The organism is Streptomyces sp. NBC_00435 (genome assembly GCF_036014235.1).
In the GTDB taxonomy this organism is placed as follows: Bacteria; Actinomycetota; Actinomycetes; order Streptomycetales; family Streptomycetaceae; genus Streptomyces.
Map to the genome: position 1 here is coordinate 4,664,214 of NZ_CP107924.1, position 24,542 is coordinate 4,688,755.

A 24,542-nucleotide genomic window follows, 5' to 3' on the forward strand; every position below is an offset into this window, starting at 1 on the left:
GTGCACGTGCATCTGCCCATGCAGGCGTTCATGAACACAGCTATGATCCGGTGCAGTTGACATCTGCACTATCGGGGGCTTCCTGTGGACCACGCGTACAACGGGATGGCAGCTGCAGAGCTTGACGGGGTGACCTGGCAGAAGAGCAGACACAGCAACTCGCAAGGTTCCTGTGTGGAGTTCGCGAAACTGCCGGGAGGCGAGGTTGCCATGCGCAATTCGCGGTTTCCGGACGGACCGGCTCTCGTGTACACGCCGGCCGAGATAGAAGCGCTGCTGCTGGGTGTCAAGGACGGCGAGTTCGATCACCTGATCAGCTGAACATCAGGGATCCGCGCAAAGGATCAAGCCATGCACGTGCACTGGCCGGGACTGATCGCAATGATCGGTCCCGGCCGGTTGCCGTGTCTGTGGCGATTCGTCCGGCGGTGGTCCGGCGCCGGTCCGACGGTTCAGTCCTGGAGCGTGAACAGCGCCCAGACGACCTTGCCGGTCAGCCGGCCCGCGAGCGGATGCCAGCCCCAGCTGTCGCTGTAGGAGTCGACGAGGAAGAGCCCTCGCCCCGATTCCAGGTCGCAGTTCTGCTCCGTCGCCTCCGGTGCGAAGTTCCCGCCGGGCCGGTCCTCGCTGGGATCGCGCACCGCGCACACCAGCCGGGTGCTCCACCGCATCAGGTGCAGCCGGACCGGCTGCTCCGAATCGCCCGGGGCCGGGCGGGAGTCGTCCGGGAGGGCGTGGCGCAGCGCGTTGGTGACGAGTTCGGAGACGACCAGCGCCACGTCGTCGAAACGGTCGTCGAGGCCCCACTGGGAGAGGGTGGAACGCGTGAAGGTGCGTGCTCCGCGCACCGCGTCGAAGCGGGCGGGCAGGGCGCAGGACGCGGACCCGGAGACAGCCGTGGGATCGACCGGGGGAAGCCCCTGCCGTAACGGCTCGAGCATGGTCGATCCATTCGTCCCCATGCGAGGCACTCCCGGGATTCGAAAGAACTGCGGGGCACGCAGGTGCGCGGGACCATGGTTCCGAATGCGGAAGCCGGATGCAAGGGCAGATGCACGTGCACGCGCCGGACCTGTCCGCTCCCGTGACGGTTCTTGCTCATTTCTTCCTACGCATACTTACGGACTTCTTTTACGGTGGGGCCAATTCCGTTACAGAACGAGTACGGAGCGAAGCGTTTTGGTGGCAGACTGCGGGCCTTGAGGGGCACGGGGGCCCCTGCGACGCAGTCGTTCAAGACGCAGCCATCCACTAGTGGGGAGGGGCAGGACCAGTGACCGCAGAAGCCAGTGGTTCTGTGGTGCGCCGCATTCTCCTGGGCTCACAGCTCAGGCGACTCCGAGAATCCCGCGGCATCACCCGTGAGGCGGCCGGCTACTCGATCCGCGCATCCGAATCGAAGATCAGCCGCTTGGAGTTGGGAAGGGTGAGCTTCAAGGCCAGAGACGTCGAGGACCTCCTCACGCTCTACGGAGTCACGGACGGCGCGGAGCGGGAGTCCCTCCTGGGGCTGGTCCGCGAGGCCAACGTGGCCGGCTGGTGGCACAGCTACGGCGATGTCCTGCCCGGCTGGTTCCAGACGTACGTCGGCCTGGAAGGCGCCGCCTCCCTCATCCGCATCTACGAAGTGCAGTTCGTGCACGGCCTGTTGCAGACCGAGGCGTACGCCCAGGCGGTGGTCAGCCGAGGCATGCCCGGCGCCGGCCGGGCCGAGATCGACCGCCGCGTCGCGCTGCGCCTGGAGCGCCAGAAGGTGCTGGTCTCCGAGAACGCGCCCGTCTTCCACGCCGTCCTCGACGAGGCCGCGCTGCGCCGGCCGTACGGCGACCGCGACGTGATGCGCGGCCAACTGGAGCACCTCATCGAGATCTCCCAGCGGCCGAACGTGCACCTCCAGGTCATGCCGTTCTCCTTCGGCGGCCACGCCGGTGAGAGCGGTGCCTTCACCCTGCTGCGCTTCCCCGAGTCCGACCTCCAGGACGTCGTCTATCTGGAACAGCTCACCAGCGCCCTCTACCTGGACAAGGACGAGGAAGTGGGGCAGTACGAGCGGGCGATGCTGCGGCTCCAGAACGACTGCCCGGACCCCGACCGGACCCGGGACCTGTTGCGTGGACTTCTCCAACTGTCTTGATTCACACGTACTATGACGGCTGATCAGTGCATGACCAGCACGATCGGCATGGCGACGACCCATGGGTCTCCGGTGCAGCGCAAGGACGCGCGCTCGCAGTAAGGGATGGCATGTCCATATTCGACGACCTGGCTCACCAGTACATCGACGGCGAATGGCTGGCCGGTACCGGTTCGTGGGACATCATCGACGTCAACCCGTACAACGGGGAGAAGCTCGCGGCCATCACCGTGGCCACCGTCGAGCAGGTGGACCGGGCCTACCGTGCCGCCGAGCGGGCCCAGAAGGAATGGGCCGCCACCAGCCCGTACACCAGACGAGCCGTCCTGGAACGCGCCCTGCGGATCACCGAGGTGCGCGAGAAGGAGATCGTCGAGGCGATGATCGACGAGCTCGGCGGGACCCGTCCCAAGGCCGAGTACGAGGTCCACCTCGCCAAGGAGTTCATCCGCGAGGCCATGCAGCTGGCCGTCCGACCCGAGGGCCGCATCCTGCCCTCGCCGGTCGAGGGCAAGGAGAACCGGGTCCAGCGCCTCCCCGTCGGGGTCGTCGCCGTGATCAGCCCCTTCAACTTCCCCTTCCTGGTCACCCTCAAGTCCGTGGCCCCGGCCCTGGCGCTGGGCAACGCCGTCGTGATCAAGCCGAACCAGAACGCTCCCGTCGTCGGCGGCGGGGTCATCGCCAAGATCTTCGAGGACGCCGGGCTCCCGGCCGGCCTGCTCAACGTGCTGGTCACCGACATCGCCGAAATAGGCGACGCGCTCCTGACCCACCCCGTCCCCAAGGTGATCTCCTTCGCCGGTTCCGACCGGGTCGGCCGGCACGTCGGCGCCGTCGCCGCCCGCCACTTCAAGCGGACCGTCCTGGAGCTGAGCGGCAACAGCGCCCTCGTCGTCCTCGACGACGCCGACCTCGACTACGCGGTGGACGCGGCCGTCTTCAGCCGCTTCGTCTACCAGGGCCAGGTCTGCATGGCCGCCAACCGCATCCTGGTCGACGCCTCGGTCGCCGAGGAGTTCACCGAGAAGTTCACCGCCCGCGTGCGCGCCCTGAAGACCGGCGACCCGCACGACGCCGACACCCACATCGGCCCCCTGATCAACTCCTTCCAGGCCGACGCCCTGACGGCCCTCGTGGACCGCGCCGTCGCCTCCGGCGCGCAGGCGCTCGTACGGGGCTCTACGCGCGGCAACCTGGTCGAGCCCACCGTGCTCGCCGGGATCCCCGAGGACTCCCCGCTGCTCTGCCAGGAGATCTTCGGCCCCGTGGCGCTGCTCGTGGTCTTCGACGGCGAGGACGAGGCGGTCCGCCTCACCAACGAGACCCCCTACGGCCTCAGCGGCGCCGTCCACACGCGCGACGTGGAGCGCGGGGTCCGCTTCGCGCGGCGCATCGAGACCGGGATGATCCACGTCAACGACTCCACCATCGGCGACGAGCCGCTGGCCGCGTTCGGCGGGGAGAAGGCCTCCGGCATGGGCCGGCTGAACGGCGAGGCCACCGTGGAGGCCTTCACCACCCAGAAATGGATCTCGGTCCAGCACGGCCGGACCCAGTTCCCGTTCTAGGGGCCGGGGCGATCTAGACTCGGGCGGGTCAGGCGAGGACCGTCCGGGGGAGAGCCGAGTTGAGCAACATACCGGAGACCGGGCGCACACCCCGGGTCCAGAACCGGCTCATCATGATCCAGATCGTGGTGTTCTCGCTGCTGCTGACCCTCGGCGGGCGCCTCTGGTACCTCCAGATACGCAACGGCCAGGAGTACACGGACGAGGCGAAGAACAACAACACCCAGCAGGTCGTCCAGCCCGCCGTGCGCGGCTCGATCCTCGACTCCCGCGGGGTCCCGCTCGCCGACAACGAGACCCGCATGGTGGTCTCCGCCAGCCGCACCGAACTCTCCAAGATGAAGGACCGCGGCCACGGTGTGCTGACCCACCTCGCCGGGGTGCTGGGCCTCAAGCCCGAGGACGTGGTCAACGGGGTCCGGCTGTGCGACGCCAAGACCCCCAAGCCCTGCTGGAACGGCTCCCCGTACCAGCCGATCCCCATCACGGACGAGGCGACGACCGACCAGGTCCTGGAGATACGGGAGCACGCCGAGCAGTTCCCCGGCATCACCGCCGAGCCCACCGCCCTGCGCCGCTACGCCGGCCCCGACGGCGCCAACACCTCCCAGGTGCTCGGCTACCTCTCCCCGGTGACCGACGCGGAGATCACCAAGGCGAAGGATTCCGACTCGCCGTACCTGCGCTCCGACCAGGTGGGCCGCAGCGGACTGGAGCGCACCTACGACAAGGAACTGCGCGGCAAGGCGGGCATCACCCGCTACGAGGTGGACAACCTCGGCCGGGTCATCGGTGAGGGCGTCAGCGACAAGGCGGAGCCCGGCGCGAACATCGTGACCTCGATCGATTCGCGGGTGCAGGCGGTGGCCGAGCGCGAGCTGAACAACGCGATGATCGAAGCCCGCAAGGGGTACGACAAGAACACGCACCGCAACTACGAGGCCGACTCGGGCGCCGTCGTGGTCATGGAGGCCAAGACCGGCCGGGTCGTCGCGATGGCGTCCAACCCGACCTACGACCCGAACGCCTGGGTCGGCGGCATTTCCTCGAAGGACTACGCCTCCCTCACCGACAAGCAGTCGAACTACCCGCTGCTGAACCGCGCCATCCAGGGGCAGGCGGCCCCCGGCTCGATCTTCAAGGTGGTCTCTTCGACCGCGGCGGTCAACGCCGGCTACCCCTTCAACAACCGCTACGGATGCCCGAGCTCGTACTCGGTGGGCAGCCAGGTCTTCACCAACTTCGAGTCCCAGGGCTACGGCGACATCACCATCGGCAAGGCCCTGGAGGTCTCCTGCGACACCGTCTACTACGCCATCGCGGACAAGGAGTGGAAGAAGGACGGCGGCATCAAGCCCAAGGCCCAGCCCGGTGACTGGTTCTTCAAGACCGCGCACGAGTTCGGCCTCGGCAAGCCCACCGGCATCGACCTGCCCAGCGAGGTCCCCGGCCGGGTCCCCGACCGCCAGTGGAAGAAGGACTTCTTCGAGGCGAACAAGGCCGCCTGGTGCCGCGACGGCAAGAAGGACGGCTCCTACGCCGAGAAGATCGCCTACGAGAACTGCCGCCAGGGCAACCAGCTGCGCGAGGGCGATGCGATCAACTACTCCATCGGCCAGGGCGACACCCTCGTCACCCCGATCCAGATGGCCTCGGTCTACGCCGCCATCGCCAACGGCGGCACGCTCCACCAGCCCAGCATCGGCAAGGCCGTGGTCAGCGCCGACGGCAGCTCGGTGAAGGAGATCGCTCCGAAGGAGCAGGGCAGGCTCCCGATGGACGCCAAGCTCCGCGACAACATCGACGGCGCCCTGGCCGACGTGGCCACCACCGGCAGCGCGGCCTGGCGCTTCGGCGGCTGGCCGCAGAAGCAGATCCCGATGCACGCGAAGACCGGTACGGCGGAGGTCCAGGGCAAGCAGACCACCTCGTGGTTCGCCTCCTACACCGCGGACTACGCGATCGTGATGACGATCTCCCAGGGCGGCACCGGCTCCGGAGCCTCGGGACCGGCCGTCCGCAAGATCTACGAGGCGATGTACGGCCTGGACGAGAAGGGCAACCAGGACCTCGCCAAGGCGCTGCTCCCCAAGCCGCAGACCGGGCTCCCGCCGGCCCGCCAGGAGGGCCAGTAGAGACGCGTGGCTGACGCGCCGCCTTGAGGACAGAAGCTGACCGCAAGCCTACGTAACGTGGTTCCTGTCAGCAGGAGAAGGACCCACGGAAAGCAGGCGGTCGGCATGGCTCAGATTTCTACAGAGGTTCCCGGTGACGAGCGCGGCACGCTCCTCTCCTTCGTCGAGGCCCAGCGGAGCGCGCTGCGCGAGGCGGCGCAGGGGCTGACCGAGGAGCAGGCCGCGAGCCGGCCCAGCGCCAGTGAGCTCTCCCTGTCCGGGCTGCTCAAGCACGCGGCGCAGTGCGAGCTGAACTGGCTGCGGATGGCAGGGGGCGCGCCCGGCGGGGACGAGGACTCGGAGCAGTCCTGGAGCGATGCGTTCCGCCTGGTCGAGGGCGAGTCCGTGGAGTCGGTCCTGGCCTTCTGGGACGGGGTCAGGGGGCAGACGGAGGCCTTCGTCGCCGCGGTCCCCAGCCTCGACGACAGTTTCCCGCTGCCGCCGGCCCCGTGGTTCCCGGCGGACGCCAAGGTCTCGATGCGCTGGATGCTCCTGCACCTGGTGGAGGAGTTCGCCCGCCACGCGGGCCACGCGGACATCATCCGCGAGTCCATCGACGGCACCCGCGCCATGGGATAGCCCGCCCCGCGCCTCCGCGGGCGTACGGCTTGCACCTCACGCCACGTGAGGGACCACAGTGGAGGGCGTACCCAACCAGAGGAGCGGGAACGATGAGCTACTCCGTGGGCCAGGTCGCCGGTTTCGCCGGAGTCACGGTGCGCACGCTGCACCACTACGACGAGATCGGGCTGCTCTCCCCGGGCGGTCGCAGCCACGCGGGACACCGGCGGTACGAGGACGCCGATCTCGACCGGCTGCAGCGGGTCCTGTTCTACCGGGAGCTCGGATTCCCGCTCGACGAGGTCATGGTCCTGCTGGACGACCCGGAATCGGACCCGAGGGAGCACCTGCGCCGGCAGCACGCCCTCCTGTCCGACCGGATCGCCCGGCTCCAGCAGATGGCCGCGGCCGTTGAGCACGCCATGGAGGCGAAGAAGATGGGCATCAACCTCACGCCCGAGGAGAAGTTCGAGGTGTTCGGGGACAAGGACCCCGAGCGGTACGCCGAGGAGGCGGAGCGCCGCTGGGGCGGCACCGAGACCCATGCCGAGTCGCAGCGCAGGGCCGCCGGCTACACGAAGGGCGACTGGCAGCGGATGCAGGACCAGGTCGCCGACTGGGGCACCCGGTACCGGGCGCTCATGGAGGCCGGTGAGCCCGCCGGGGGCGAGCGGGCGATGGACCTGGCGGAGGAACACCGCCTGCACATCTGCACGTGGTTCTACGACTGCTCGTACGAGATCCACACGGGTCTGGGCGAGATGTACGTGGCCGACGAGCGGTTCAGGGAGTTCTACGACTCCATGCACCCGGGCCTCGCCGGGCACTTGCGGGATTCGATCATGGCCAACGCGGTGCGCAAGGTGTGAGGACCGGGGCTCCGGAACCAGCCGGGGGCGGTGTGCGTTCATAATTGGACGGACACCCCCCCGATCCAGGAGAGCCCGGAACTCGTGAACACGCTTGCGCTCGGCCCTGAGTGGATCTCCCCGGAGTATCTGATCGGGCATTTCGGCCTGATCGGCATCCTGGTCATCGTCTTCGCGGAATCGGGTCTCTTCGCGTTCCTGCCCGGAGACTCCCTGCTCTTCACGGCGGGGCTGTTCGTCGCGAGCGGCACCATCAGCCAGCCGCTGTGGGTGGTGTGCGCCCTGATCGTGGCCGCCGCGATCCTCGGTGACCAGGTCGGATACATGATCGGCAAGGTGTTCGGGCCGAAGATCTTCAGCCGGCCGAACTCCCGGCTCTTCAAGCGCGAGAACCTCGACGCGGCGCACGACTTCATGGAGAAGCACGGCCCCAAGGCCATCGTGCTCGCGCGTTTCGTGCCGATCATCCGCACCTTCGCGCCGATGGTCGCGGGCGCCACCGCGATGAAGTACCGCACCTTCCTGATGTTCAACGTCATCGGCGGCGTCCTGTGGGGCGCGGGCGTCACGGTCCTGGGCTACAAGCTCGGCCAGTTCGAGGTCATCAAGAACAACGTCGAGCCGATCTTCATCGGCATCGTCCTGGTCTCCGTGATTCCGGTGATCTTCGAGGTGCTGAAGTCCCGCAAGCACAAGAAGGCGGCCCGGGAGGCGGGTGCGCAGCCCGCCACCGGGGACGACCCGCAGGCCCCGGGCCAGCGCAGCGGCCGCCACGCGAAGCGCTGAGCCGGCCGGGCCCCGTACGTACGACCCCGATGCCCCGCGTGACCGGATCCCCGGTCCGCGGGGCATCGCCGTGTCCGGGGGCGGGGCAGGCAGGCCCTAGAACCCGCGGGTGCGCTTCGCCGCGCCGCGCTTGGCCGCGCTGGCCGCGCCCGGGATCCGCATGAACAGGCGGGACATCTCCGAGCCGAGGTTGACTCCGATCGCGATGGCGAGCGCGATGGCCGCGGCGTTCGTCAGCGAGCCCAGGCCCTCGTTCAGCCGGTTCTCGGCGATCAGCAGGAGCCCGTAGTACGTGGCCGAGCCCGGCAGCAGTGGGCCGATGGCGGCCGTGACGAAGGGCAGGGCCGAGGAGAACCGGTGCCGGGCGAGGAGCTGGCCGAAGAGTCCGACCAGCCCGGCCGCGATCGCGGTGGACGGTACCGGCGGCATCTTGGCGGCGTAGTGCAGGGCTCCGTAGATCACCCAGGCGATCCCGCCGTTCAGGGTCACGAACCACACGGTGGAACGTTCCTGCTGAAGCAGGATCGCGAACGTGAACACCAGCACCATCGAGGCGGCGATCTGCAGCAGCGGTCGCTGGTCGATCTGGAGGATGTCCTCCGGTCGCGGGTTGGAGCCGAACTGGAGGCCGACGTAGAGCACCACCAGGACACCCATGATGATGCCGATGAAGAGGTACATGACCTCCAGCAGCCGGGCGGACGCGGTGATGTAGTAGCCGGTCAGGCCGTCCTGCACGGCCGCGACCAGCGCCCGTCCCGGCAGTAGGGCGAAGAGCCCGCCGGTGATCACGGCGGAGGAGCGCACGTCGAACTCGGTGAGCTTCAGCGCCACGCCCATCGCGGCCGGGGGCATCGCCGCGACCACGAACTGGTAGAACTCCGGCAGCCCGCGCCCGGCGCACAGCCAGGCCAGCCGGTCGCCGAGCACCGCCCCGAGTGCGGCTGCGAAGAACACCAGCACCCCACCGCCGACCAGCGTGGAGGCCGCGCCGGCGAGCAGTCCGGCGGCGGCGGTGAGCATCCAGCCGGGGTACGGGTGCCGGTTGCGGCGGATCTCGGCGAGCCGGCGGTACGCGTCCTCCAGCGAGATCTCGACCTCGTGCGCGGTGATGTCGTTGACGAGGCGGAACACGGCCGAGAGCCGGGTGTAGTCGGTGCCGCGGCGGCGGACGGTGCGGTTCGCCGACACGGGGTCGTCCACCAGGGAGGGCTGGTGGGTGATCGACAGCAGGGTGAAGGTGACGGTCGGCTCGCAGCGGTCCAGACCGTAGCTGCGGGCCACCGCGAACATCGCGGCCTCCACGTCCTCGGCGCCCTCGCCGCCCGAGAGCAGCAGCTCGCCGATGCGCAGCGTCAGGTCGAGCACGCGCCCCACGGCGGGCCCGGTCTCCGCGGCCAGCCGCTGCGCGGGTTCCGGCACCGGCCGGATGTCGACCGGCATGCGCAGCACCGTACGCATGCGGTCCTGCCAGGGGGACTCCTTCATCCGGGTGACGGGGAAGCCGGCGGTGCCGGTGTAGGCCGGCGGAGAGTGCGCGGCGCTGTAGGTGTGCGGGGTGGCGAAGGCGGAGCCCTCGGATTCCACGGCCACCGAGGCGAGCCCGTCGGGGACGGCGAACTCCGAGGTCGGCTGGTCCTCCTCGGTCACCTCGGGGTCCACCCCGACCCCGTCCGGCACGGAGAACGCACTGTGCGCCTCGTCCGACTTCGGCTTCCGGTCCTCGGTCCCGGATGCTTCGCCCTCCGCCACGCGTCCTCCAGTCCCTGGCCCGGCCCGTATCAGTATGCGGACTGGTTCCACCCATCTTCAGCCCCGCCGGCGTTCGGGGCGCGGGGGTCCGGGGGCGGTGCCCCGGCCACGGACCCGCACCCGGGGCACGACAACGGGCGGCACCCCCGAAGGGATGCCGCCCGCGGTGTCACAGGGGCCGACGGGACTCCCGCCGACCCGTCAACCGAGCGGAGCTCAGTGGTGGCCGCCCTGCGCCTCCAGGCGCTTGTAGGAGGCCTCGATCTCGGCCTCGGCCTCGGTGCGGCCGACCCAGTTCGCGCCCTCGACCGACTTGCCCGGCTCCAGGTCCTTGTAGACCTCGAAGAAGTGCTGGATCTCCAGGCGGTCGAACTCGGACACGTGGTGGATGTCGCGCAGGTGCTCCACACGCGGGTCGGACGCCGGCACGCACAGCAGCTTGTCGTCGCCGCCCGCCTCGTCCGTCATGCGGAACATGCCGATCGCGCGGCACTTGATCAGGCAGCCCGGGAACGTCGGCTCGTCCAGGATGACCAGCGCGTCCAGCGGGTCGCCGTCCTCGCCGAGGGTGTTCTCGACGAAGCCGTAGTCCGCTGGGTAGCTGGTGGACGTGAACAGGCGACGGTCCAGGCGGATCCGGCCGGTCTCGTGGTCCACCTCGTACTTGTTCCGCGAACCCTTGGGGATCTCGATGGTGACGTCGAACTCCACGTCCTGCTCCTCCATGATCAGCTTCATTGCTTCGGGGCTGCGTTTGGTTCACCTGCCTGCGCGGACGCCCCAGCCATGCCGGGTGGGGTGCCATGCTCGCGGCAAGACGCAATGGTTAAGTGTCCCTCACGCATATGTGTGATCGCGAAAGGGGCTGGTCCGAGGTGCCATTGGTCAAGACGTGGCAGCTCAGCGCGGTGTCGGCCGTCGCCGGCCTCGCCCTGTCGGCCGCGACGGTGGCCGCCGCGGGTCCCTGGGACTCCGGCCAGCGTAAGGCCGAGCGGGACAAGGCCGCCTCCTGGGGCCGTACGGGTGGCGCAGATCACGGTGAGGGGGGCGTCGGCGGGGTGCCGCAGGCCGCCCCCAGCGCCCCCGGAGTGCTCCCCGGAGTACGGCCCGCCGGAGCCGGATCCGGCAACCAGGCCGGAGCGGTGGATTCCACATCCCTCGCCGCCGCCCTGCGGCCGCTGCTCGCCGATTCCGCGCTCGGCAGCGTCCGCGGCGTCTCGGTGACCGACACCGCCACCGGACAGGTGCTGTACGAGTCCGGGGCCCGGGAACCCATGACCCCGGCCTCCACCGTCAAGATCGCCACCGCGGCGGCCGCCCTCACCGCCCTCGGCCCCGACCACCGGATCCGGACCACCGTGACCCCCGGCGCCGGCCCCGGCCGGATCATCCTGGTCGGCGGCGGAGACCCCTCGCTCACCGCCCGGAAGAAGGCCCCCGCCGGCGCCGGCGGCAGCCTCGTCGCACTGGCCGCCGACACCGCCCAGGCCCTCAAGGCGGCCGGCACCGACACGGTCGCCCTCGGCTACGACGACTCTCTCTACACCGGCCCCGCCCGCCACCCGATCGGCGTCAACGACAACATCGCCCCGGTCACGGCCCTCACCGCCGACGAAGGCCGCCCCGACGACTCCTTCTCCGGCCCCGTCGCACGGACCGACGACCCCTCCAGGGCCACCGCCCGTGCCTTCGCCGCCCTGCTCAGGGAACGGGGCATCAAGGTCACCGGCGAACCCGCCGGTGCCAGGGCCGCCGCCGGAGCCGTCCCGCTCGCCGCCACCCTCTCGCCCCCGCTGTCCGGACTCGTCGAGCGAATGCTGACCAACAGCGACAACGACATCGCCGAGGCGCTGGCCCGCCAGACGGCCCTCGCCTCCGGAGCGCCCGCGAGCTTCGACGGCGTGGAGCGGTCCCTCGTCGCCCGGCTCGCCTCGCTCGGGGTCGACACCACCGGCTCCCGCTTCGCCGACGGCAGCGGCCTGAACCGCGCCGACAAGGTCAGCGCAGGCCTGCTCACCGCCCTCCTCGCCAAGGCCGCCGATCCGCAGCGCCCGCAGCTGCGCCCCGTTCTCACCGGACTGCCCGTCGCCGGATTCACCGGCACCCTGCGCACCCGCAATTCGGGCGCCTCCCCGGCGGCCGGCCTGCTCCGGGCCAAGACGGGCACCCTGACCGGTGTGAACTCCCTCGCCGGCACCGTCGTGGACCCCTCCGGCCGACTCCTCGCCTTCGCGTTCCTGACCGCGAACGCGGCCGACCCGGGCGCCGCGGAGAAGGCCCTCGACAAGCTCGCGGCAGCCGTGGCCACTGCTCCCTAGGGATCCCGCGCGCGCGGGAGTCCACGTACGGTTGACGCATGACGAGCTTCGGTGGTGCGGAGATGGTCGACTGGAACCTCGCGGTGGCGACCGCGACCAGGCTCGTGCGGCCCGGTCCGGAAGTCGGCCGGGACGAGGCCCGGGCCGTCGTCGCGGAACTGCGCAGGCACGCCAAGACCTCGGAACGGCACGTGCGCGAGTTCACCAGGATGATGCCGGAGGGCTCGGTCCCGCCCGACACGCCCGTACTCGTCGTGGACCGGGCCGGCTGGGTCAAGGCCAACGTGGCCGGCTTCCGCGAACTCCTGGCACCACTCCTCGACAAGATGCAGGAGCGCCGCACCGGCACCCCCGGCGGCACCCTGCTCGGCGCGGTCGGCGGCAAGGTCACCGGCGTCGAGCTGGGCATGCTGCTCAGCTTCCTGGCCTCCCGGGTGCTCGGCCAGTACGAGACCTTCGCGCCCTCCACGCTCGACCTGCCCGGCTCGGCCGGCGGCGGCCGGCTGCTCCTCGTCGCGCCGAACATCGTGCACGTGGAGCGGGAGCTGGAAGTGGACCCGCACGACTTCCGGCTGTGGGTCTGCCTGCACGAGGAGACGCACCGTACCCAGTTCACGGCCGTCCCGTGGCTCCGCGAACATCTGGAGGGCGAAATCCAGACGTTCCTCGGCGCCACCGAAGTGGACCCGGCGACCGTCCTGGAGCGGCTGCGCGAGGCCGTGCAGTCCTTCGCCGGCGCCCGCCCCGACGCGGAGGACGGCGAGGAGGGCCGCTCGCTGGTCGAGCTCGTCCAGACCCCCGAACAGCGCGAGGTACTGGCCCGGCTCACGGCCGTCATGTCCCTGCTGGAGGGCCACGCCGACTTCGTCATGGACGGGGTCGGACCCGAGGTCGTGCCCTCGGTCGCCGAGATCCGGGAGAAGTTCCAGCAGCGCAGGGCCAGCGGCGCGGGCCGGCTCGACGCCGTCCTGCGCAAACTGCTCGGCCTCGACGCGAAGCTGCGCCAGTACCGCGACGGCGAGCGGTTCGTGCGCGCCGTCGTCGGCCAGGTCGGCATGGACGGCTTCAACCGGGTCTGGACCTCCCCGAACACACTGCCGACCAAGGCCGAGATCGCCAGGCCCGCGGACTGGGTGGCCCGTGTCCACCGCAAGGGGAGCGAACAGAGCGAGACCAGCGAGGAGGTGTGACACGAGAGGCGTGAAGATGTCCCTCTGGGGGAAACAGCGTCACCCGTCCGAGGGACCGTGGGGCGTGGAAGGGCGTGCGATGCTCGAGGAACGGCTCGGTTCTGTCACCATCATCGCACTCTGAGTGACAACCCCCGTTCGCGGGGAAGCCGGGCAGCACCCCAGCGCACCACCCTCCCCCAACGCCTCCTCAGCGCCTCCGAGGCATCCGAACTCCACCGAAGGGCACCGGACATGGGTCCCCATCCTGCGGTCGCGGCGATACGCCTGGCGGTCCGCCGCGCACTCCACGACGTCCTCACCGACCTCACCGACCGTCCCGTTCCCCCTCCGGCGACGCCCCGGGTCGGCCGCCCGAGCCGCACCGTCGGAAACCTGGCCGGTCCCGCCCCCCACGATCCCCTCCCCGACACCGCGCCGCTCGTCCTCGTCGCCTGCTCCGGCGGCGCCGACTCCATGGCGCTCGCCTCCGCCCTCGCCTTCGAGGCCCCCAAACTCGGAATCCGGGCCGGCGGCATCACCGTCGACCACGGTCTCCAGCACGGCTCCGACCTGCGCGCCGCCGAGGTCGTCGCCCGCATGACCGCGCTCTGCCTGGACCCGGTGGAGGCCGTCGCCGTGCGCGTCGGGCGTGAAGGCGGCCCCGAAGCCGCCGCCCGCGACGCCCGCTACGCGGCCCTGGACGAGGCCGCCGACCGGCTGGGCGCCGTAGCCGTGCTGCTCGGCCACACCCGCGACGACCAAGCCGAAACCGTCCTGCTGGGCCTCGCCCGCGGATCCGGCATCCGCTCGCTCTCCGGCATGGCGGAAGTGTCCGGGGGACCGGGAAGCCCCGGCGCCCGCGGCCGCCGCCACCGCTACCGCCGCCCGTTCCTCCAGGTCGACCGGCAGACCGCCCGCAAGGCCTGCATGGTCCAGTCCCTCGCCGTGTGGGACGACCCGCACAACACGGACCCCGCGTACACCCGCTCCCGGCTGCGCCACGAGGGGCTGCCCGCCCTCGAGAAGGCGCTCGGCAAGGGGGTCGTGGAGGCGCTCGCCCGCACCGCCCAGCTGTCCCGCGACGACGCCGATGCCCTGGACGCCTGGGCCGCCGAGGCGGAGAACGGCGTACGGGACGAGGCCGGCCGCCTGGAGTGCGCCAAGCTGTACGCGCTGCCCCCCGCGGTCCGCCGCCGCGTACTGCGCCGGGCCGTCGTCGCCGCCGGGTCTCCCGCGGGCTCCCTCTTCGCCCGCCACATCGAGGAAGTCGACCGGCTCATCACCGGTTGGCGGGGTCAGGGTGCCATCAACCTGCCCGGCCGGGTCGAGGCTCAGCGGCAGGGTGGCAGACTGGTCATCCGGCAGGGCTGATTGGTGCTGAAACACGGCTGAGACCTCCGGGGTCACCCCCCGGAGCCCCAGCCGACAACGAAAGTGATGCGGGTGGACGAGAAGGACATGGGCAGCGACCTCCAGTCGGTGCTCATCACCAAGGAAGAGATCGACGCGAAGCTGGCCGAGCTGGCCGCGAAGATCGACGCGGAGTACGCGGGCAAGGACCTGCTCATCGTCGGCGTCCTCAAGGGCGCGGTGATGGTGATGGCGGACCTGGCGCGTGCCGTGTCCACCCCGCTCACCATGGACTGGATGGCGGTGTCCTCGTACGGCGCCGGGACCCAGTCCTCGGGCGTGGTCCGGATCCTCAAGGACCTGGACACCGACATCAAGGGCAAGCACGTCCTGATCGTCGAGGACATCATCGACTCGGGCCTGACCCTGTCCTGGCTGCTGTCGAACCTGGGCTCCCGCGAGCCGGCCTCCCTCGAGGTCGTCACGCTGCTGCGCAAGCCCGACGCCGCGAAGGTCGCCATCGACGTGAGGTGGGTCGGCTTCGACATCCCGAACGAGTTCGTCGTCGGCTACGGCCTGGACTACGCGGAGAAGTACCGCAACCTGCCGTTCGTCGGCACCCTCGCACCCCACGTGTACGGCGGCTGACCCAGCCGGGCCGGCAGACGTACCGACAGCCGGATCAACCGTCCGGCAGGGGAACCCTGGAGCGATTCCCGCCGTTGGAGCATGGAAAGGCGGGTCTGTCAGCCGTCCCATGGGGCAGCGGGTGACAATACAGGGGTACATTCCGAAGAACAGTCTTTACTCACAGCAGCATTTACCTACGGGCAGGAGGGACGGGGTGCCTAGCGCCCCGTATGGATGGACGTGAAGCGATACTTCCGTGGGCCGGTCATGTGGATCGTGCTGGCCGTCCTCGCCGTGGTCGTGTTGATGAACGTCGTCGGCTCCGGCGGCGGCTACAAGTCGGTGGAGACCAGCGAGGTCATCAAGGCGATCAACAGTGGCCAGGTGGAGAGCGCCAAGCTCACCACCGGTGACAGCCAGATGATCAAGATCGAGCTGAAGAAGGACCAGAAGCTCGGCGACAACGACGGCACCAAGTTCCAGGCCAACTACATCGGGGACCAGGGCGTACAGCTCGCCCAGAACCTCCAGACCAAGTACGAAGCCGGTCAGATCCCGGACGGTTACGCCGTCTCGCCGGACAAGACCAGCCCCTTCCTGAGCGTGCTGCTCTCCCTGCTGCCGTTCGTCCTCATCGTCGTCGTCTTCCTGTTCCTGATGAATCAGATGCAGGGCGGCGGCTCCCGAGTGATGAACTTCGGGAAGTCCAAGGCCAAGCTCATCACCAAGGACACCCCGAAGACGACGTTCTCGGACGTCGCGGGCGCGGACGAGGCCGTCGAGGAACTCCACGAGATCAAGGAGTTCCTGCAGGAGCCGGCGAAGTTCCAGGCCGTCGGCGCCAAGATCCCCAAGGGCGTGCTGCTCTACGGCCCGCCCGGCACCGGTAAGACCCTGCTCGCGCGTGCCGTCGCGGGCGAAGCCGGTGTCCCCTTCTACTCGATCTCCGGTTCCGACTTCGTCGAGATGTTCGTCGGTGTCGGTGCCTCGCGTGTCCGTGACCTGTTCGAACAGGCCAAGGCCAACGCCCCGGCGATCGTCTTCGTCGACGAGATCGACGCCGTCGGCCGGCACCGCGGTGCGGGTCTGGGCGGCGGTCACGACGAGCGTGAGCAGACCCTCAACCAGCTGCTCGTCGAGATGGACGGCTTCGACGTGAAGGGCGGCGTCATCCTGATCGCCGCCACGAACCGTCCGGACATCCTCGACCCGGCCCTCCTGCGCCCCGGCCGCTTCGACCGCCAGATCGCGGTCGACCGTCCGGACATGCAGGGCCGTCTGGAGATCCTCAAGGTCCACCAGAAGGGCAAGCCGGTCGCACCGGACGTCGACCTGGGTGCTGTCGCCCGTCGCACGCCCGGCTTCACGGGTGCCGATCTCTCCAACGTCCTGAACGAGGCCGCGCTGCTCACGGCCCGCTCGGACAAGAAGCTGATCGACAACCACGCGCTGGACGAGGCGATCGACCGTGTCGTGGCGGGCCCGCAGAAGCGGACCCGGATCATGTCGGACCGGGAGAAGAAGATCACCGCGTACCACGAGGGCGGACACGCCCTGGTCGCGGCGGCTTCCCCGAACTCCGACCCGGTCCACAAGATCACGATCCTGTCCCGCGGTCGGGCCCTGGGTTACACCATGGTCCTGCCCGACGAGGACAAGTACTCGACCACGCGCAACGAGATGCTCGACCAGCTGGCGTACATGCTGGGCGGGCGCGCGGCCGAGGAACTGGTCTTCCACGACCCGACCACGGGCGCCGCGAACGACATCGAGAAGGCCACGGCAACGGCCCGCGCGATGGTCACGCAGTACGGCATGACCGAGCGTCTCGGCGCGATCAAGTTCGGCGGGGACAACACCGAGCCGTTCCTGGGGCGCGAGATGTCGCACCCGAGGGACTACTCGGAAGAGGTTGCCGCGCTGGTCGACGAAGAGGTCAAGAAGCTCATCGAGACCGCGCACAACGAGGCCTGGGAGATCCTGGTCGAGAACCGCGACGTCCTCGACAACCTGGTCCTGGCGCTCCTCGAGAAGGAGACGCTGAACAAGGAGCAGATCGCCGAGGTCTTCTCGACGATCGTGAAGCGCCCGGCCCGCCCGGCGTGGACCGGCTCCTCGCACCGCACGCCGTCCACCCGTCCGCCGGTGCTCTCTCCCAAGGAGCTCCAGCTGACGAACGCGGCGAACGGCACGTCGGCGACGACCTCGCCGGCCGTGTCGGTGGAGAAGGCCCCGGAGCCCTCCCCGGAGGAGCGTCCGGAGGGCTGATCCCTCCCGGAATGGATGCCGCGCCCCCCAGGTTCTAGCCTGGGGGGCGCGGCACTTTCACATGCCCGCGCGTGCACAGACAGGAACGAGGAAGAGATGACCGACCCAGTGACCCTGACCGGTGGCGAGGGCACGATCGGCGAGTTCGACGAGAAGCGCGCCGAGGCAGCGGTCCGCGAGCTCCTGATCGCGGTCGGCGAGGACCCCGACCGGGAGGGCCTGCTGGCCACCCCGGGCCGCGTCGCGCGGGCGTACAAGGAGATATTCGCCGGCCTCTACCAGAAGCCGGAGGACGTCCTGACGACGACCTTCGACCTCGGTCACGACGAGATGGTCCTGGTGAAGGACATCGAGGTCATGAGCACGTGTGAGCATCATCTGGTGCCGTTCCACGGCGTGGCCCACGTCGGTTACATCCCGTCCACCGACGGCAAGATCACCGGCCTGTCGAAGCTGGCCCGGCTCGTGGACGTCTTCGCCCGCCGCCCCCAGGTGCAGGAGCGGCTGACCACCCAGATCGCCGAGTCGGTCATGGACATCCTGGACCCGCGCGGGGTCATCGTGGTCATCGAGTGCGAGCACATGTGCATGACCATGCGCGGGGTCCGCAAGCCCGGCGCCAAGACCATCACCTCGGCCGTCCGCGGCCAGCTCCGCGATCCGGCGACGCGCAACGAGGCCATGAGCCTCATCATGGCGCGCTGAGCGGGTCTTGTTCGACGGGGATTCGGACGCGCAGCGTGGCTTCCGGCCGCCGGCCGGGGCCGCTCAGGCGCTGGCGGTCGCCTTGGAAGGGTCCTCGTCGTCCGGGAGCTTGAGTACGTGCTCCAGGAAGAGGGCCGCCGCGACGACCGCCGCGCCCGCCAGCACCGAGAAGGCGGCGTACCAGGTCTGGTCGCGGCGGGCCGGTACGTCGAGGGCACTGGTGAGCAGGAAGACGCCCACGCCGCCGTAGGCGCCCGAGACCAGGGCCGCCACCAGGGCGCTGGACTGGCCGAAGACCACCGCGCGGGCCGCCATCAGCGGCTCCACGCCCTTGGCGCCCGGTACCCGCTCGCGCTGCGCCTTCAGGCGGGCGCGCAGGGACAGGGCGGTCGCCAGCAGGACCACCGCGATGGCGCCGAGCACGATGGGTGCGGCGAGCGGGACGCCCGGGAGCGAGCCGTAGGAGTTCCACAGCCGGGCGCCGGCCCAGGACAGCACTCCGGCGACCGCGAAAATACCCGCCAGGACCGCCGGCCTCAGTTGCTTCACGTGCGCCTCTCCCCGCTCTCCGTCCGTACCTGGTGATCCTAAGTCTTCGGCCGGGCGGGGGCGGGCTACTCCGGGAGGCGCAGTTCCAGGTCGGGGCGGCGGGTGAGCCCGGCCCGGCCGACTCCGGCCAGCAGCGCGGCGACGGGCCCGTGGCCCGGGATCTGCGCCTCGGGGTCGATGTCGCTCCAGGGGGCCAGCACGAAGGCGCGCTGGTGGGCGCGCGGGTGCGGGAGGGTGAGGACGGGATCGGCGGAGACCACGTCGGCGTAGGAGATGATGTCGACGTCGATGGTGCGGGGCCCCCAGCGCTCCTCGCGGACGCGGTCGAAGGCCTCCTCGATGGCGTGCCCGCGCTCCAGCAGGGAGCTGGGCGGCAGGGTGGTCTTCACCGAGATGACGGCGTTGAAGTACGCCGGCTGCGAGCCCGGGTCCACGCCCCACGGCTCCGTCTCGTAGACGGGGGACACGGCCTTGACGCGCAGGCCCGGGGTGTCGCCGAGGGCGTCGATGGCGCCCTGCAGGGTCTCCAGCCGGTTGCCCAGGTTCGCGCCCAGCGCGATGACGGCCCACTTCGGGTTGGACAGCGTGACGTCCGCCGCGTCGACAGCCTCGACGACGGACGCCGGTACGGGCTGGACGGTGGGGTCGCTCTGGGCGTTCATTCCGTTGTTCACGCGCGGCTCCGGGTGATCGTGATGGTCACGTCGTCGAAGGGGACGGTGATGGGTGCGTCCGGTTTGTGGACGACGACCTCCACCTGAGCGACCGCCTCGTGCTTGAGGCACTGCTGGGCGATCCGCTCGGCGAGCGTCTCGATCAGGTCGACCGGCTCTCCCTGGACCACGTCGACGACTTCTTCCGCGACTACCCCGTAGTGCACGGTCTTAGCCAGGTCGTCGCCGGCCGCGGCGGGACGGGTGTCGAGGTGGAGCACCAGGTCGACGATGAAGGTCTGGCCTTCCTCGCGTTCCCGGGGGAAGACGCCGTGGTGCCCGCGAGCCTTGAGGCCGCGCAGCGCGACACGATCCACGCGAATCACTCCTGCTTTTCGTAGGTGCTTCCGGTCCGGGACTCCCCGGATCCATGGCCTAAGCCGAGTGCGGTCGGCGTCGTCCAGCTTCGAATTTACCTGCGAAATACTCCGGACCCCGACGGAGGGGTCAGGAGGGCTCCTCCTCCTCGTCCTCGTCGGAGTCCGTGAGGACGGGAGAACCGTGGTGCGACCAGAGCCGCCAGCCCTCCGATGTGCGTCGGAACACATTCGTGGCGACGACGAGCTGGCCTACGAGCGGACCCAGTTCCCCGCCGTCCTCGGCGGGTCCGCCGCTGAGGATGTTCTCCGTGCAGGTCACCAGGGCGGTGTCGCCGATGACGGTGACCTTGGTGTCGGTGAGGAAGAACTGGATGTACTCGGTGTGGGACATGATCAGCGCGTAGGAGCGCAGCACTTCTCCGCGCCCCGACAGGACCGGCCAGCCCGGGTGCACGCAGGTGATCTCGTCCTCGAGCCAGAGCGCCGACAGGGCGTCGAAGTCACCCCGCTCCATGGCCTCGTAGAAGGCCGTGTTGACCTCTTCGACGGATTCGATGTCGGTACGGCTCACCGTTCCCCTTCCTCGCTGCTACGGCTGGTACGGAGTGCCCCTTCCACGGCGCGGGCCACCCGAACCGCGTCGGCGCTCGCCCGTACCTCGTGGACGCGTACGGCCCAGGCGCCCTGGTGGGCGGCGATCGCGGAGACGGCCGCGGTGGCGGCGTCGCGTTCGCGGGCGGGCGGCGGGGCGGCGTGGTCGGCGCCGGCCAGTACCCGGCCGAGGAAACGCTTCCTCGATGCGGCGACCAGCAGCGGGAAGCCCAGGGCACGCAGCTCCGGGAGGCGGGCGACCAGGGCCAGGTCGTGCTCGGCGTTCTTGGCGAAGCCGAGACCGGGGTCGACGAGGATCCGCTCGGGGGTGATTCCGCCGGTCACGACCGCGTCGATGCGGGTCAGCAGCTCGGAGGTGACCTCGGCGAGGACGTCCTGGTAGACGGCGAGGCTGTTCATGCCGTCGCTGAAGCCGCGCCAGTGCATCACGACGAACGGCACTTCGGCGGCGGCGACGGCCGGGATCATGCCGGGGTCGGCGAGGCCGCCGCTGACGTCGTTGACCAGCGTGGCTCCGGCGGCGACGGCCCGCGCGGCGACGGAGGCGCGCATGGTGTCCACGGAGACGACGACGCCCTCGGAGGCGAGGCCGCGCACGACGGGGACGACCCGGCGCAGCTCCTCCTCCTCGTCGACGCGGGAGGCGCCCGGACGGGTGGACTCGCCGCCGACGTCCACGAGGTCGGCGCCCTGGGCGACGAGGTCGAGGCCGCGCTTGACGGCCGCGGTGGTGTCGAACCAGCGGCCGCCGTCGGAGAAGGAGTCGGGGGTGACGTTGACGACGCCCATGACCCCGCAGCGGTCCCACTCCGGCAGACCTGTGACCCGGCCCCTGTCGGCGGCCCCGCGCTTCGTGTTCATGGATCCAAGGGTAGAGCTGCCCCGCACATGGCAGGTCCCCGCAACTCTGAGCTGCGGGGGACCTGGAATGCGTACATCCGCTTACGCGGCCCGGACCTTGTGCTCCGCCTGCGCGGGAACCGTGCGCACGTGGTTGTGGGCGCAGGTACGGACGGGCTTGGGACGGCGGCGGCTGGCGAACAGGCGGGGCAGGGCCAGCGTCACGAAGCCCTCGGCCTGCATCGCGGCGAATCCGATGCGGGGCAGGTCGCGGGTGGTGCGGAAGACCACGAAGCGGGGCTCCCAGCGGGGCTTGAACTTCGCGTTGAACTTGTACAGCGACTCGATCTGGAACCAGCGCGACAGGAACACCAGCAGGCTGCGCCACATCCGCAGCACCGGTCCGGCGCCGATCTTCTCGCCGCGGGCCAGGGCCGAACGGAACATCGCGAAGTTCAGCGAGACCTTCTCGATGCCGAGCCCCGGGGAGGCCTCCAGGGAGGCGACGATCAGGAGCTCGTTCATGCCGGGGTCGGCGGCGCGGTCGCGGCGCATCAGCTCCAGCGACATGCCGTCCTTGCCCCACGGGACGAAGTGCAGGACGGCCTTCAGGTCGCCGAAGGGAGAGGTGTCGCCCTCCTCGACGCGGTGCGCGGTGGCGATGTAGCAGTCGCCGTCGCCCGGGTCGCCGACCCGGCCCAGCGCCATGGAGAAGCCGCGCTCGGTGTCGGTGCCGCGCCAGGCCTCGGCGGCGCCCCGTACCTGCTCCAGCTCGGTCGCGGTCAGCTCGCTGACCCGGCGGACCTTGGTGGTGTAGCCGTTGCGCTCGATGCGCTTCACCATCTGGCGGACATTGCGCATCGCCCGCCCGGCCAGCGAGAAGTCTTTGACGTCGACGATCGCCTCGTCGCCGAGCTCCAGGGCGTCCAGGCCGGTCTCGCGGGTCCAGACCTCGCCGCCGGTCTCGCTGCAGCCCATGACGGCGGGGGTCCAGGAGTGGGCCTTGGCCTCCTCCATGAACCGCTCGATGGCGCCGGGCCAGGCCTCCACGTCGCCGACCGGGTCGCCGGAGGCGAGCATCACGCCGGAGACGACGCGGTAGGTGACGGCGGCCTTGCCGCTGGGGGAGAAGACGACGGCCTTGTCGCGGCGGAGCGCGAAGTGGCCGAGCGAGTCGCGGCCGCCGTGCTTGGCGAGCAGCTCGCGCAGCTTGACCTCGTCGTCGGCGGTGAGCCGGGCGGCCGGGTGCTCGGGTCGGAACGCCAGGTAGATGGTGGTGACGGCGGTCAGCATGCCGAGGGCGCCGAGGGAGTATCCGACGGTCCAGGACACCCGGCCGGCGTAGTCGACGGGACCCTCGAAGCCGAAGAGCCCGTAGACGACGTGGCTGATCTGCTCGTAAACACCCGGATTGCCGACAACGCGGCCGGGGTGCGAGTTGACGATGACCAGTCCGAGCCCGATGGAGCCCGCGCTCATCAGCACGAAGTTGGCGAGCGCCTTCCAGCGGCTGCGCGGGTCCGGGAGGGCCTTGAATTCACTCTGGTGGCGTACCAGGAGCCCCAGGAGCACCGCCGCGATGACCACGCCGATGACGGAGTGGCGGTACGAGAACTGCGCGACCGCGCCGGCCGGCAGCAGCACCACCGCGGCCCGCCAGGCGCGGCGCTTGCGGCGCTTGAGCCCGTGGGCGAGCAGCAGGAGCAGAACGCCCGCGCTGAGGGCCAGAGCTGCGGCGAAGGGGCCGAAGGAGCCGGGGAGCACCTCGGTGAACGCGTGGATGCGGCTGTGCCTGAAGCGCGGGAAGACCCCCGCCGCGATGTCCAGCAGACCGACGACCATGACGGCCGTGCCCACCAGACCGGGCACCGACTCCGGTCGTGGGCCTCGGAGGATTCGGCTGGCCCGCTTCGGAACCTGTCCCGACTTATCGCCATCTATCCTGCTAGACATCGCTTCCCGTTGCTCCGCGAGAGATCATGTGGCCGAAGGCCGCGACAGCCTCCGGAGTGTGGTGCGTCCACTAGGACGACATCGAGGGGGAGCGGGTTCACTCATCCGCCGAGAAAAAAACTAGTCCTGCCATAGAAAGTCGACTGACTGCTCATGGGTCTCACCAGTAATACGGTTCTGGCGCTGGCCATCATCGCCGGTGTGCTGCTCTTCGCGGCCACGGTGTGGTTCTGGCCGAAGCTTTCGGGCCGCTCCTGGCGCTCGGTCCTCGGCCGGATCGGCCTCCTCCTGGCGACGCAGCTGGCGCTGTTCTCGGCGGTGGGTCTCGCGGCGAACAAATCGTTCAGCTTCTACGGGTCCTGGGGCGACCTCTTCGGCCAGGAGACCGCGATCGGCAAGGTCGTCGACCACGGGATGAGCAGCGACGAGATCAAGATCGTCGACAAGCAGCGGCTGGACGTGCCCGGCGGCGCCAAGCCGCAGGTCGGCGGGCAGATCCTGAAAGTGGCCATAACCGGGCAGAAGTCGAAGATAACCAGCCCCGGCTACGTGTGGCTGCCGCCGGAGTACTTCCAGCCGCAGCACAAGGACCAGAACTTCCCGGCCTCCATCGTCCTCACGGGCTACCCGGGCACCGCCGAGAACCTGATCAAAGGGCTGAACTACCCGATGACGGCCTTCAAGCAGGCCAAGGCGGGCAAGATGAAGCCGATGATCCTGGTCATGCTCCGCCCCACGGTCTCCGGCAACCGCGACACCGAGTGCGTGGACATACCCGATGGCCCGCAGACCGAGACCTTCTTCGCCCAGGACCTCCCGCAGGCCATCCAGAACACCTTCCGGGTCGGCAAGAAGCCCGAGAACATGGGCTTCATCGGCAACTCCACGGGCGGCTACTGCGCCCTGAAGATCGCCGCTCACTACCCGCAGACCTTCGGCGCCGCCGCCGGCCTGTCCGCGTACTACGAGGCCGCGGACGACCCGACGACCGGTGACCTCTTCCACGGGGACGAGAAGCTGAAGGCGCGCGCGAACGTGCTGGAGTCCATCAGGGCGAAGAAGCCGGCCGGTACGTCCTTCCTCGTCACCAGCAGCGAGAAGGGCGAGCCGAACCTCGGCGGGACCAAGAGGTTCATCAAGCTGGTCAAGAGCCCGGACCGGGTCTCCTCGATCATCCTCGACAGCGGCGGCCACAACTTCAACACCTGGCGCCGCGAGATCCCGCCGATGCTGGTGTGGCTGAGCGGCCGGATCCAGGCGTAGCGCGA

At 69.9% G+C, this 24,542-nt stretch carries 22 protein-coding genes and 1 pseudogene; 14 read left to right on the forward strand and 9 right to left on the reverse strand.

What is annotated here, in order from left to right; all coding sequences use genetic code 11:
- Nucleotides 1–84: 84 nt before the first annotated feature.
- Nucleotides 85–321: a DUF397 domain-containing protein gene (locus tag OG389_RS21440; protein ID WP_328300083.1), complete on the forward strand. Its 237-nt coding sequence runs from the start codon at nucleotides 85–87 to the stop codon at nucleotides 319–321.
- Nucleotides 322–452: 131 nt separating this feature from the next.
- Here OG389_RS21440 and OG389_RS21445 read toward each other — a convergent pair whose 3' ends face one another.
- Nucleotides 453–941, reverse strand: coding sequence for an ATP-binding protein (locus tag OG389_RS21445; protein ID WP_328300084.1), 489 nt, complete (start codon nucleotides 939–941; stop codon nucleotides 453–455).
- 332 nt (nucleotides 942–1,273) lie between these two features.
- Between OG389_RS21445 and OG389_RS21450 the strand changes: the two genes are divergently transcribed.
- The 6 genes and pseudogenes from OG389_RS21450 to OG389_RS21475 form a co-directional block, all read left to right on the forward strand.
- Nucleotides 1,274–2,134 carry a helix-turn-helix domain-containing protein gene (locus OG389_RS21450; protein WP_328300085.1) on the forward strand — a complete coding sequence of 287 codons (861 nt, stop codon included), beginning with the start codon at nucleotides 1,274–1,276 and terminating at the stop codon, nucleotides 2,132–2,134.
- A 110-nt stretch (nucleotides 2,135–2,244) separates the two neighbouring features.
- Nucleotides 2,245–3,702, forward strand: a complete 1,458-nt coding sequence (locus OG389_RS21455) for an aldehyde dehydrogenase family protein (RefSeq protein WP_328300086.1) — start codon at nucleotides 2,245–2,247, stop codon at nucleotides 3,700–3,702.
- Nucleotides 3,703–3,761: 59 nt separating this feature from the next.
- Nucleotides 3,762–5,837, forward strand: coding sequence for a penicillin-binding protein 2 (gene mrdA, locus OG389_RS21460; RefSeq protein WP_328300087.1), 2,076 nt, complete (start codon nucleotides 3,762–3,764; stop codon nucleotides 5,835–5,837).
- Between the two features lie 105 nt (nucleotides 5,838–5,942).
- Nucleotides 5,943–6,455 (forward strand): DinB family protein, encoded by a 513-nt coding sequence (locus OG389_RS21465; protein ID WP_328300088.1) that lies wholly within the window; start codon nucleotides 5,943–5,945, stop codon nucleotides 6,453–6,455.
- Nucleotides 6,456–6,547: 92 nt separating this feature from the next.
- Entirely contained in the window at nucleotides 6,548–7,306 is a 759-nt protein-coding gene (locus OG389_RS21470) for a MerR family transcriptional regulator (RefSeq protein ID WP_328300089.1), read from the forward strand.
- An 84-nt stretch (nucleotides 7,307–7,390) separates the two neighbouring features.
- A pseudogene (locus OG389_RS21475) lies at nucleotides 7,391–8,059 on the forward strand (DedA family protein); the annotation flags it as partial.
- Nucleotides 8,060–8,188: 129 nt separating this feature from the next.
- Here OG389_RS21475 and OG389_RS21480 read toward each other — a convergent pair.
- On the reverse strand, nucleotides 8,189–9,844 hold the full coding sequence (locus OG389_RS21480; protein WP_328300090.1) for a threonine/serine ThrE exporter family protein: 1,656 nt from the start codon (nucleotides 9,842–9,844) through the stop codon (nucleotides 8,189–8,191).
- A gap of 216 nt (nucleotides 9,845–10,060) precedes the next feature.
- Complete coding sequence (locus OG389_RS21485) at nucleotides 10,061–10,555, reverse strand: inorganic diphosphatase (protein WP_008742522.1); 495 nt, start codon at nucleotides 10,553–10,555, stop codon at nucleotides 10,061–10,063.
- Between the two features lie 134 nt (nucleotides 10,556–10,689).
- Here OG389_RS21485 and dacB point away from each other — a divergent pair, with 134 nt between their 5' ends.
- From dacB to folE, 6 genes are all read left to right on the forward strand, one after another.
- Complete coding sequence (dacB, locus tag OG389_RS21490) at nucleotides 10,690–12,162, forward strand: D-alanyl-D-alanine carboxypeptidase/D-alanyl-D-alanine endopeptidase (protein ID WP_443059318.1); 1,473 nt, start codon at nucleotides 10,690–10,692, stop codon at nucleotides 12,160–12,162.
- A 38-nt stretch (nucleotides 12,163–12,200) separates the two neighbouring features.
- Complete coding sequence (locus OG389_RS21495) at nucleotides 12,201–13,352, forward strand: zinc-dependent metalloprotease (protein WP_328300092.1); 1,152 nt, start codon at nucleotides 12,201–12,203, stop codon at nucleotides 13,350–13,352.
- A 234-nt stretch (nucleotides 13,353–13,586) separates the two neighbouring features.
- Nucleotides 13,587–14,705, forward strand: a complete 1,119-nt coding sequence (gene tilS / locus OG389_RS21500) for a tRNA lysidine(34) synthetase TilS (protein WP_328300093.1) — start codon at nucleotides 13,587–13,589, stop codon at nucleotides 14,703–14,705.
- Between the two features lie 66 nt (nucleotides 14,706–14,771).
- On the forward strand, nucleotides 14,772–15,332 hold the full coding sequence (gene hpt / locus OG389_RS21505) for a hypoxanthine phosphoribosyltransferase (protein WP_328300094.1): 561 nt from the start codon (nucleotides 14,772–14,774) through the stop codon (nucleotides 15,330–15,332).
- A gap of 216 nt (nucleotides 15,333–15,548) precedes the next feature.
- The gene (ftsH, locus tag OG389_RS21510) at nucleotides 15,549–17,582 is read left to right on the forward strand and encodes an ATP-dependent zinc metalloprotease FtsH (RefSeq protein WP_328300095.1); all 2,034 of its coding nucleotides are present in this window, start codon (nucleotides 15,549–15,551) and stop codon (nucleotides 17,580–17,582) included.
- A gap of 96 nt (nucleotides 17,583–17,678) precedes the next feature.
- Nucleotides 17,679–18,287, forward strand: coding sequence for a GTP cyclohydrolase I FolE (folE, locus tag OG389_RS21515; protein ID WP_328300096.1), 609 nt, complete (start codon nucleotides 17,679–17,681; stop codon nucleotides 18,285–18,287).
- A 63-nt stretch (nucleotides 18,288–18,350) separates the two neighbouring features.
- Here the strand turns inward: folE and OG389_RS21520 are convergent, their stop codons facing one another.
- The 6 genes from OG389_RS21520 to OG389_RS21545 form a co-directional block, all read right to left on the reverse strand.
- Nucleotides 18,351–18,836, reverse strand: a complete 486-nt coding sequence (locus OG389_RS21520; RefSeq protein WP_328300097.1) for a DUF3180 domain-containing protein — start codon at nucleotides 18,834–18,836, stop codon at nucleotides 18,351–18,353.
- Nucleotides 18,837–18,901: 65 nt separating this feature from the next.
- Nucleotides 18,902–19,498 (reverse strand): 2-amino-4-hydroxy-6-hydroxymethyldihydropteridine diphosphokinase, encoded by a 597-nt coding sequence (gene folK / locus OG389_RS21525; RefSeq protein ID WP_328303966.1) that lies wholly within the window; start codon nucleotides 19,496–19,498, stop codon nucleotides 18,902–18,904.
- A gap of 8 nt (nucleotides 19,499–19,506) precedes the next feature.
- A complete protein-coding gene (folB, locus tag OG389_RS21530; protein WP_030010912.1) occupies nucleotides 19,507–19,866 on the reverse strand; it encodes a dihydroneopterin aldolase in 360 nt (119 codons plus the stop codon).
- Nucleotides 19,867–19,996: 130 nt separating this feature from the next.
- Nucleotides 19,997–20,383, reverse strand: coding sequence for a nuclear transport factor 2 family protein (locus tag OG389_RS21535; protein WP_443059444.1), 387 nt, complete (start codon nucleotides 20,381–20,383; stop codon nucleotides 19,997–19,999).
- A gap of 53 nt (nucleotides 20,384–20,436) precedes the next feature.
- A complete protein-coding gene (gene folP / locus OG389_RS21540) occupies nucleotides 20,437–21,342 on the reverse strand; it encodes a dihydropteroate synthase (protein WP_328300099.1) in 906 nt (301 codons plus the stop codon).
- An 81-nt stretch (nucleotides 21,343–21,423) separates the two neighbouring features.
- Nucleotides 21,424–23,274 (reverse strand): phosphatidylglycerol lysyltransferase domain-containing protein, encoded by a 1,851-nt coding sequence (locus OG389_RS21545; RefSeq protein ID WP_328300100.1) that lies wholly within the window; start codon nucleotides 23,272–23,274, stop codon nucleotides 21,424–21,426.
- A 153-nt stretch (nucleotides 23,275–23,427) separates the two neighbouring features.
- Here OG389_RS21545 and OG389_RS21550 point away from each other — a divergent pair, with 153 nt between their 5' ends.
- A complete protein-coding gene (locus OG389_RS21550; protein WP_328300101.1) occupies nucleotides 23,428–24,537 on the forward strand; it encodes an alpha/beta hydrolase in 1,110 nt (369 codons plus the stop codon).
- Nucleotides 24,538–24,542: the final 5 nt, after the last annotated feature.

Coding starts and splice junctions, on each gene's coding strand:
- OG389_RS21445 (WP_328300084.1), bottom strand. CDS start 941: ATGCTCGAGCCGTTACGGCAGGGGCTTCCCCCGGTCGATCCCACGGCT.
- OG389_RS21455 (WP_328300086.1), top strand. CDS start 2,245: ATGTCCATATTCGACGACCTGGCTCACCAGTACATCGACGGCGAATGG.
- OG389_RS21465 (WP_328300088.1), top strand. CDS start 5,943: ATGGCTCAGATTTCTACAGAGGTTCCCGGTGACGAGCGCGGCACGCTC.
- OG389_RS21470 (WP_328300089.1), top strand. CDS start 6,548: ATGAGCTACTCCGTGGGCCAGGTCGCCGGTTTCGCCGGAGTCACGGTG.
- dacB (WP_443059318.1), top strand. CDS start 10,690: ATGTGTGATCGCGAAAGGGGCTGGTCCGAGGTGCCATTGGTCAAGACG.
- OG389_RS21495 (WP_328300092.1), top strand. CDS start 12,201: ATGACGAGCTTCGGTGGTGCGGAGATGGTCGACTGGAACCTCGCGGTG.
- tilS (WP_328300093.1), top strand. CDS start 13,587: ATGGGTCCCCATCCTGCGGTCGCGGCGATACGCCTGGCGGTCCGCCGC.
- hpt (WP_328300094.1), top strand. CDS start 14,772: ATGCGGGTGGACGAGAAGGACATGGGCAGCGACCTCCAGTCGGTGCTC.
- ftsH (WP_328300095.1), top strand. CDS start 15,549: ATGGACGTGAAGCGATACTTCCGTGGGCCGGTCATGTGGATCGTGCTG.
- folE (WP_328300096.1), top strand. CDS start 17,679: ATGACCGACCCAGTGACCCTGACCGGTGGCGAGGGCACGATCGGCGAG.
- folK (WP_328303966.1), bottom strand. CDS start 19,498: ATGAACGCCCAGAGCGACCCCACCGTCCAGCCCGTACCGGCGTCCGTC.
- OG389_RS21535 (WP_443059444.1), bottom strand. CDS start 20,383: ATGGAGCGGGGTGACTTCGACGCCCTGTCGGCGCTCTGGCTCGAGGAC.
- folP (WP_328300099.1), bottom strand. CDS start 21,342: ATGAACACGAAGCGCGGGGCCGCCGACAGGGGCCGGGTCACAGGTCTG.
- OG389_RS21545 (WP_328300100.1), bottom strand. CDS start 23,274: ATGTCTAGCAGGATAGATGGCGATAAGTCGGGACAGGTTCCGAAGCGG.
- OG389_RS21550 (WP_328300101.1), top strand. CDS start 23,428: ATGGGTCTCACCAGTAATACGGTTCTGGCGCTGGCCATCATCGCCGGT.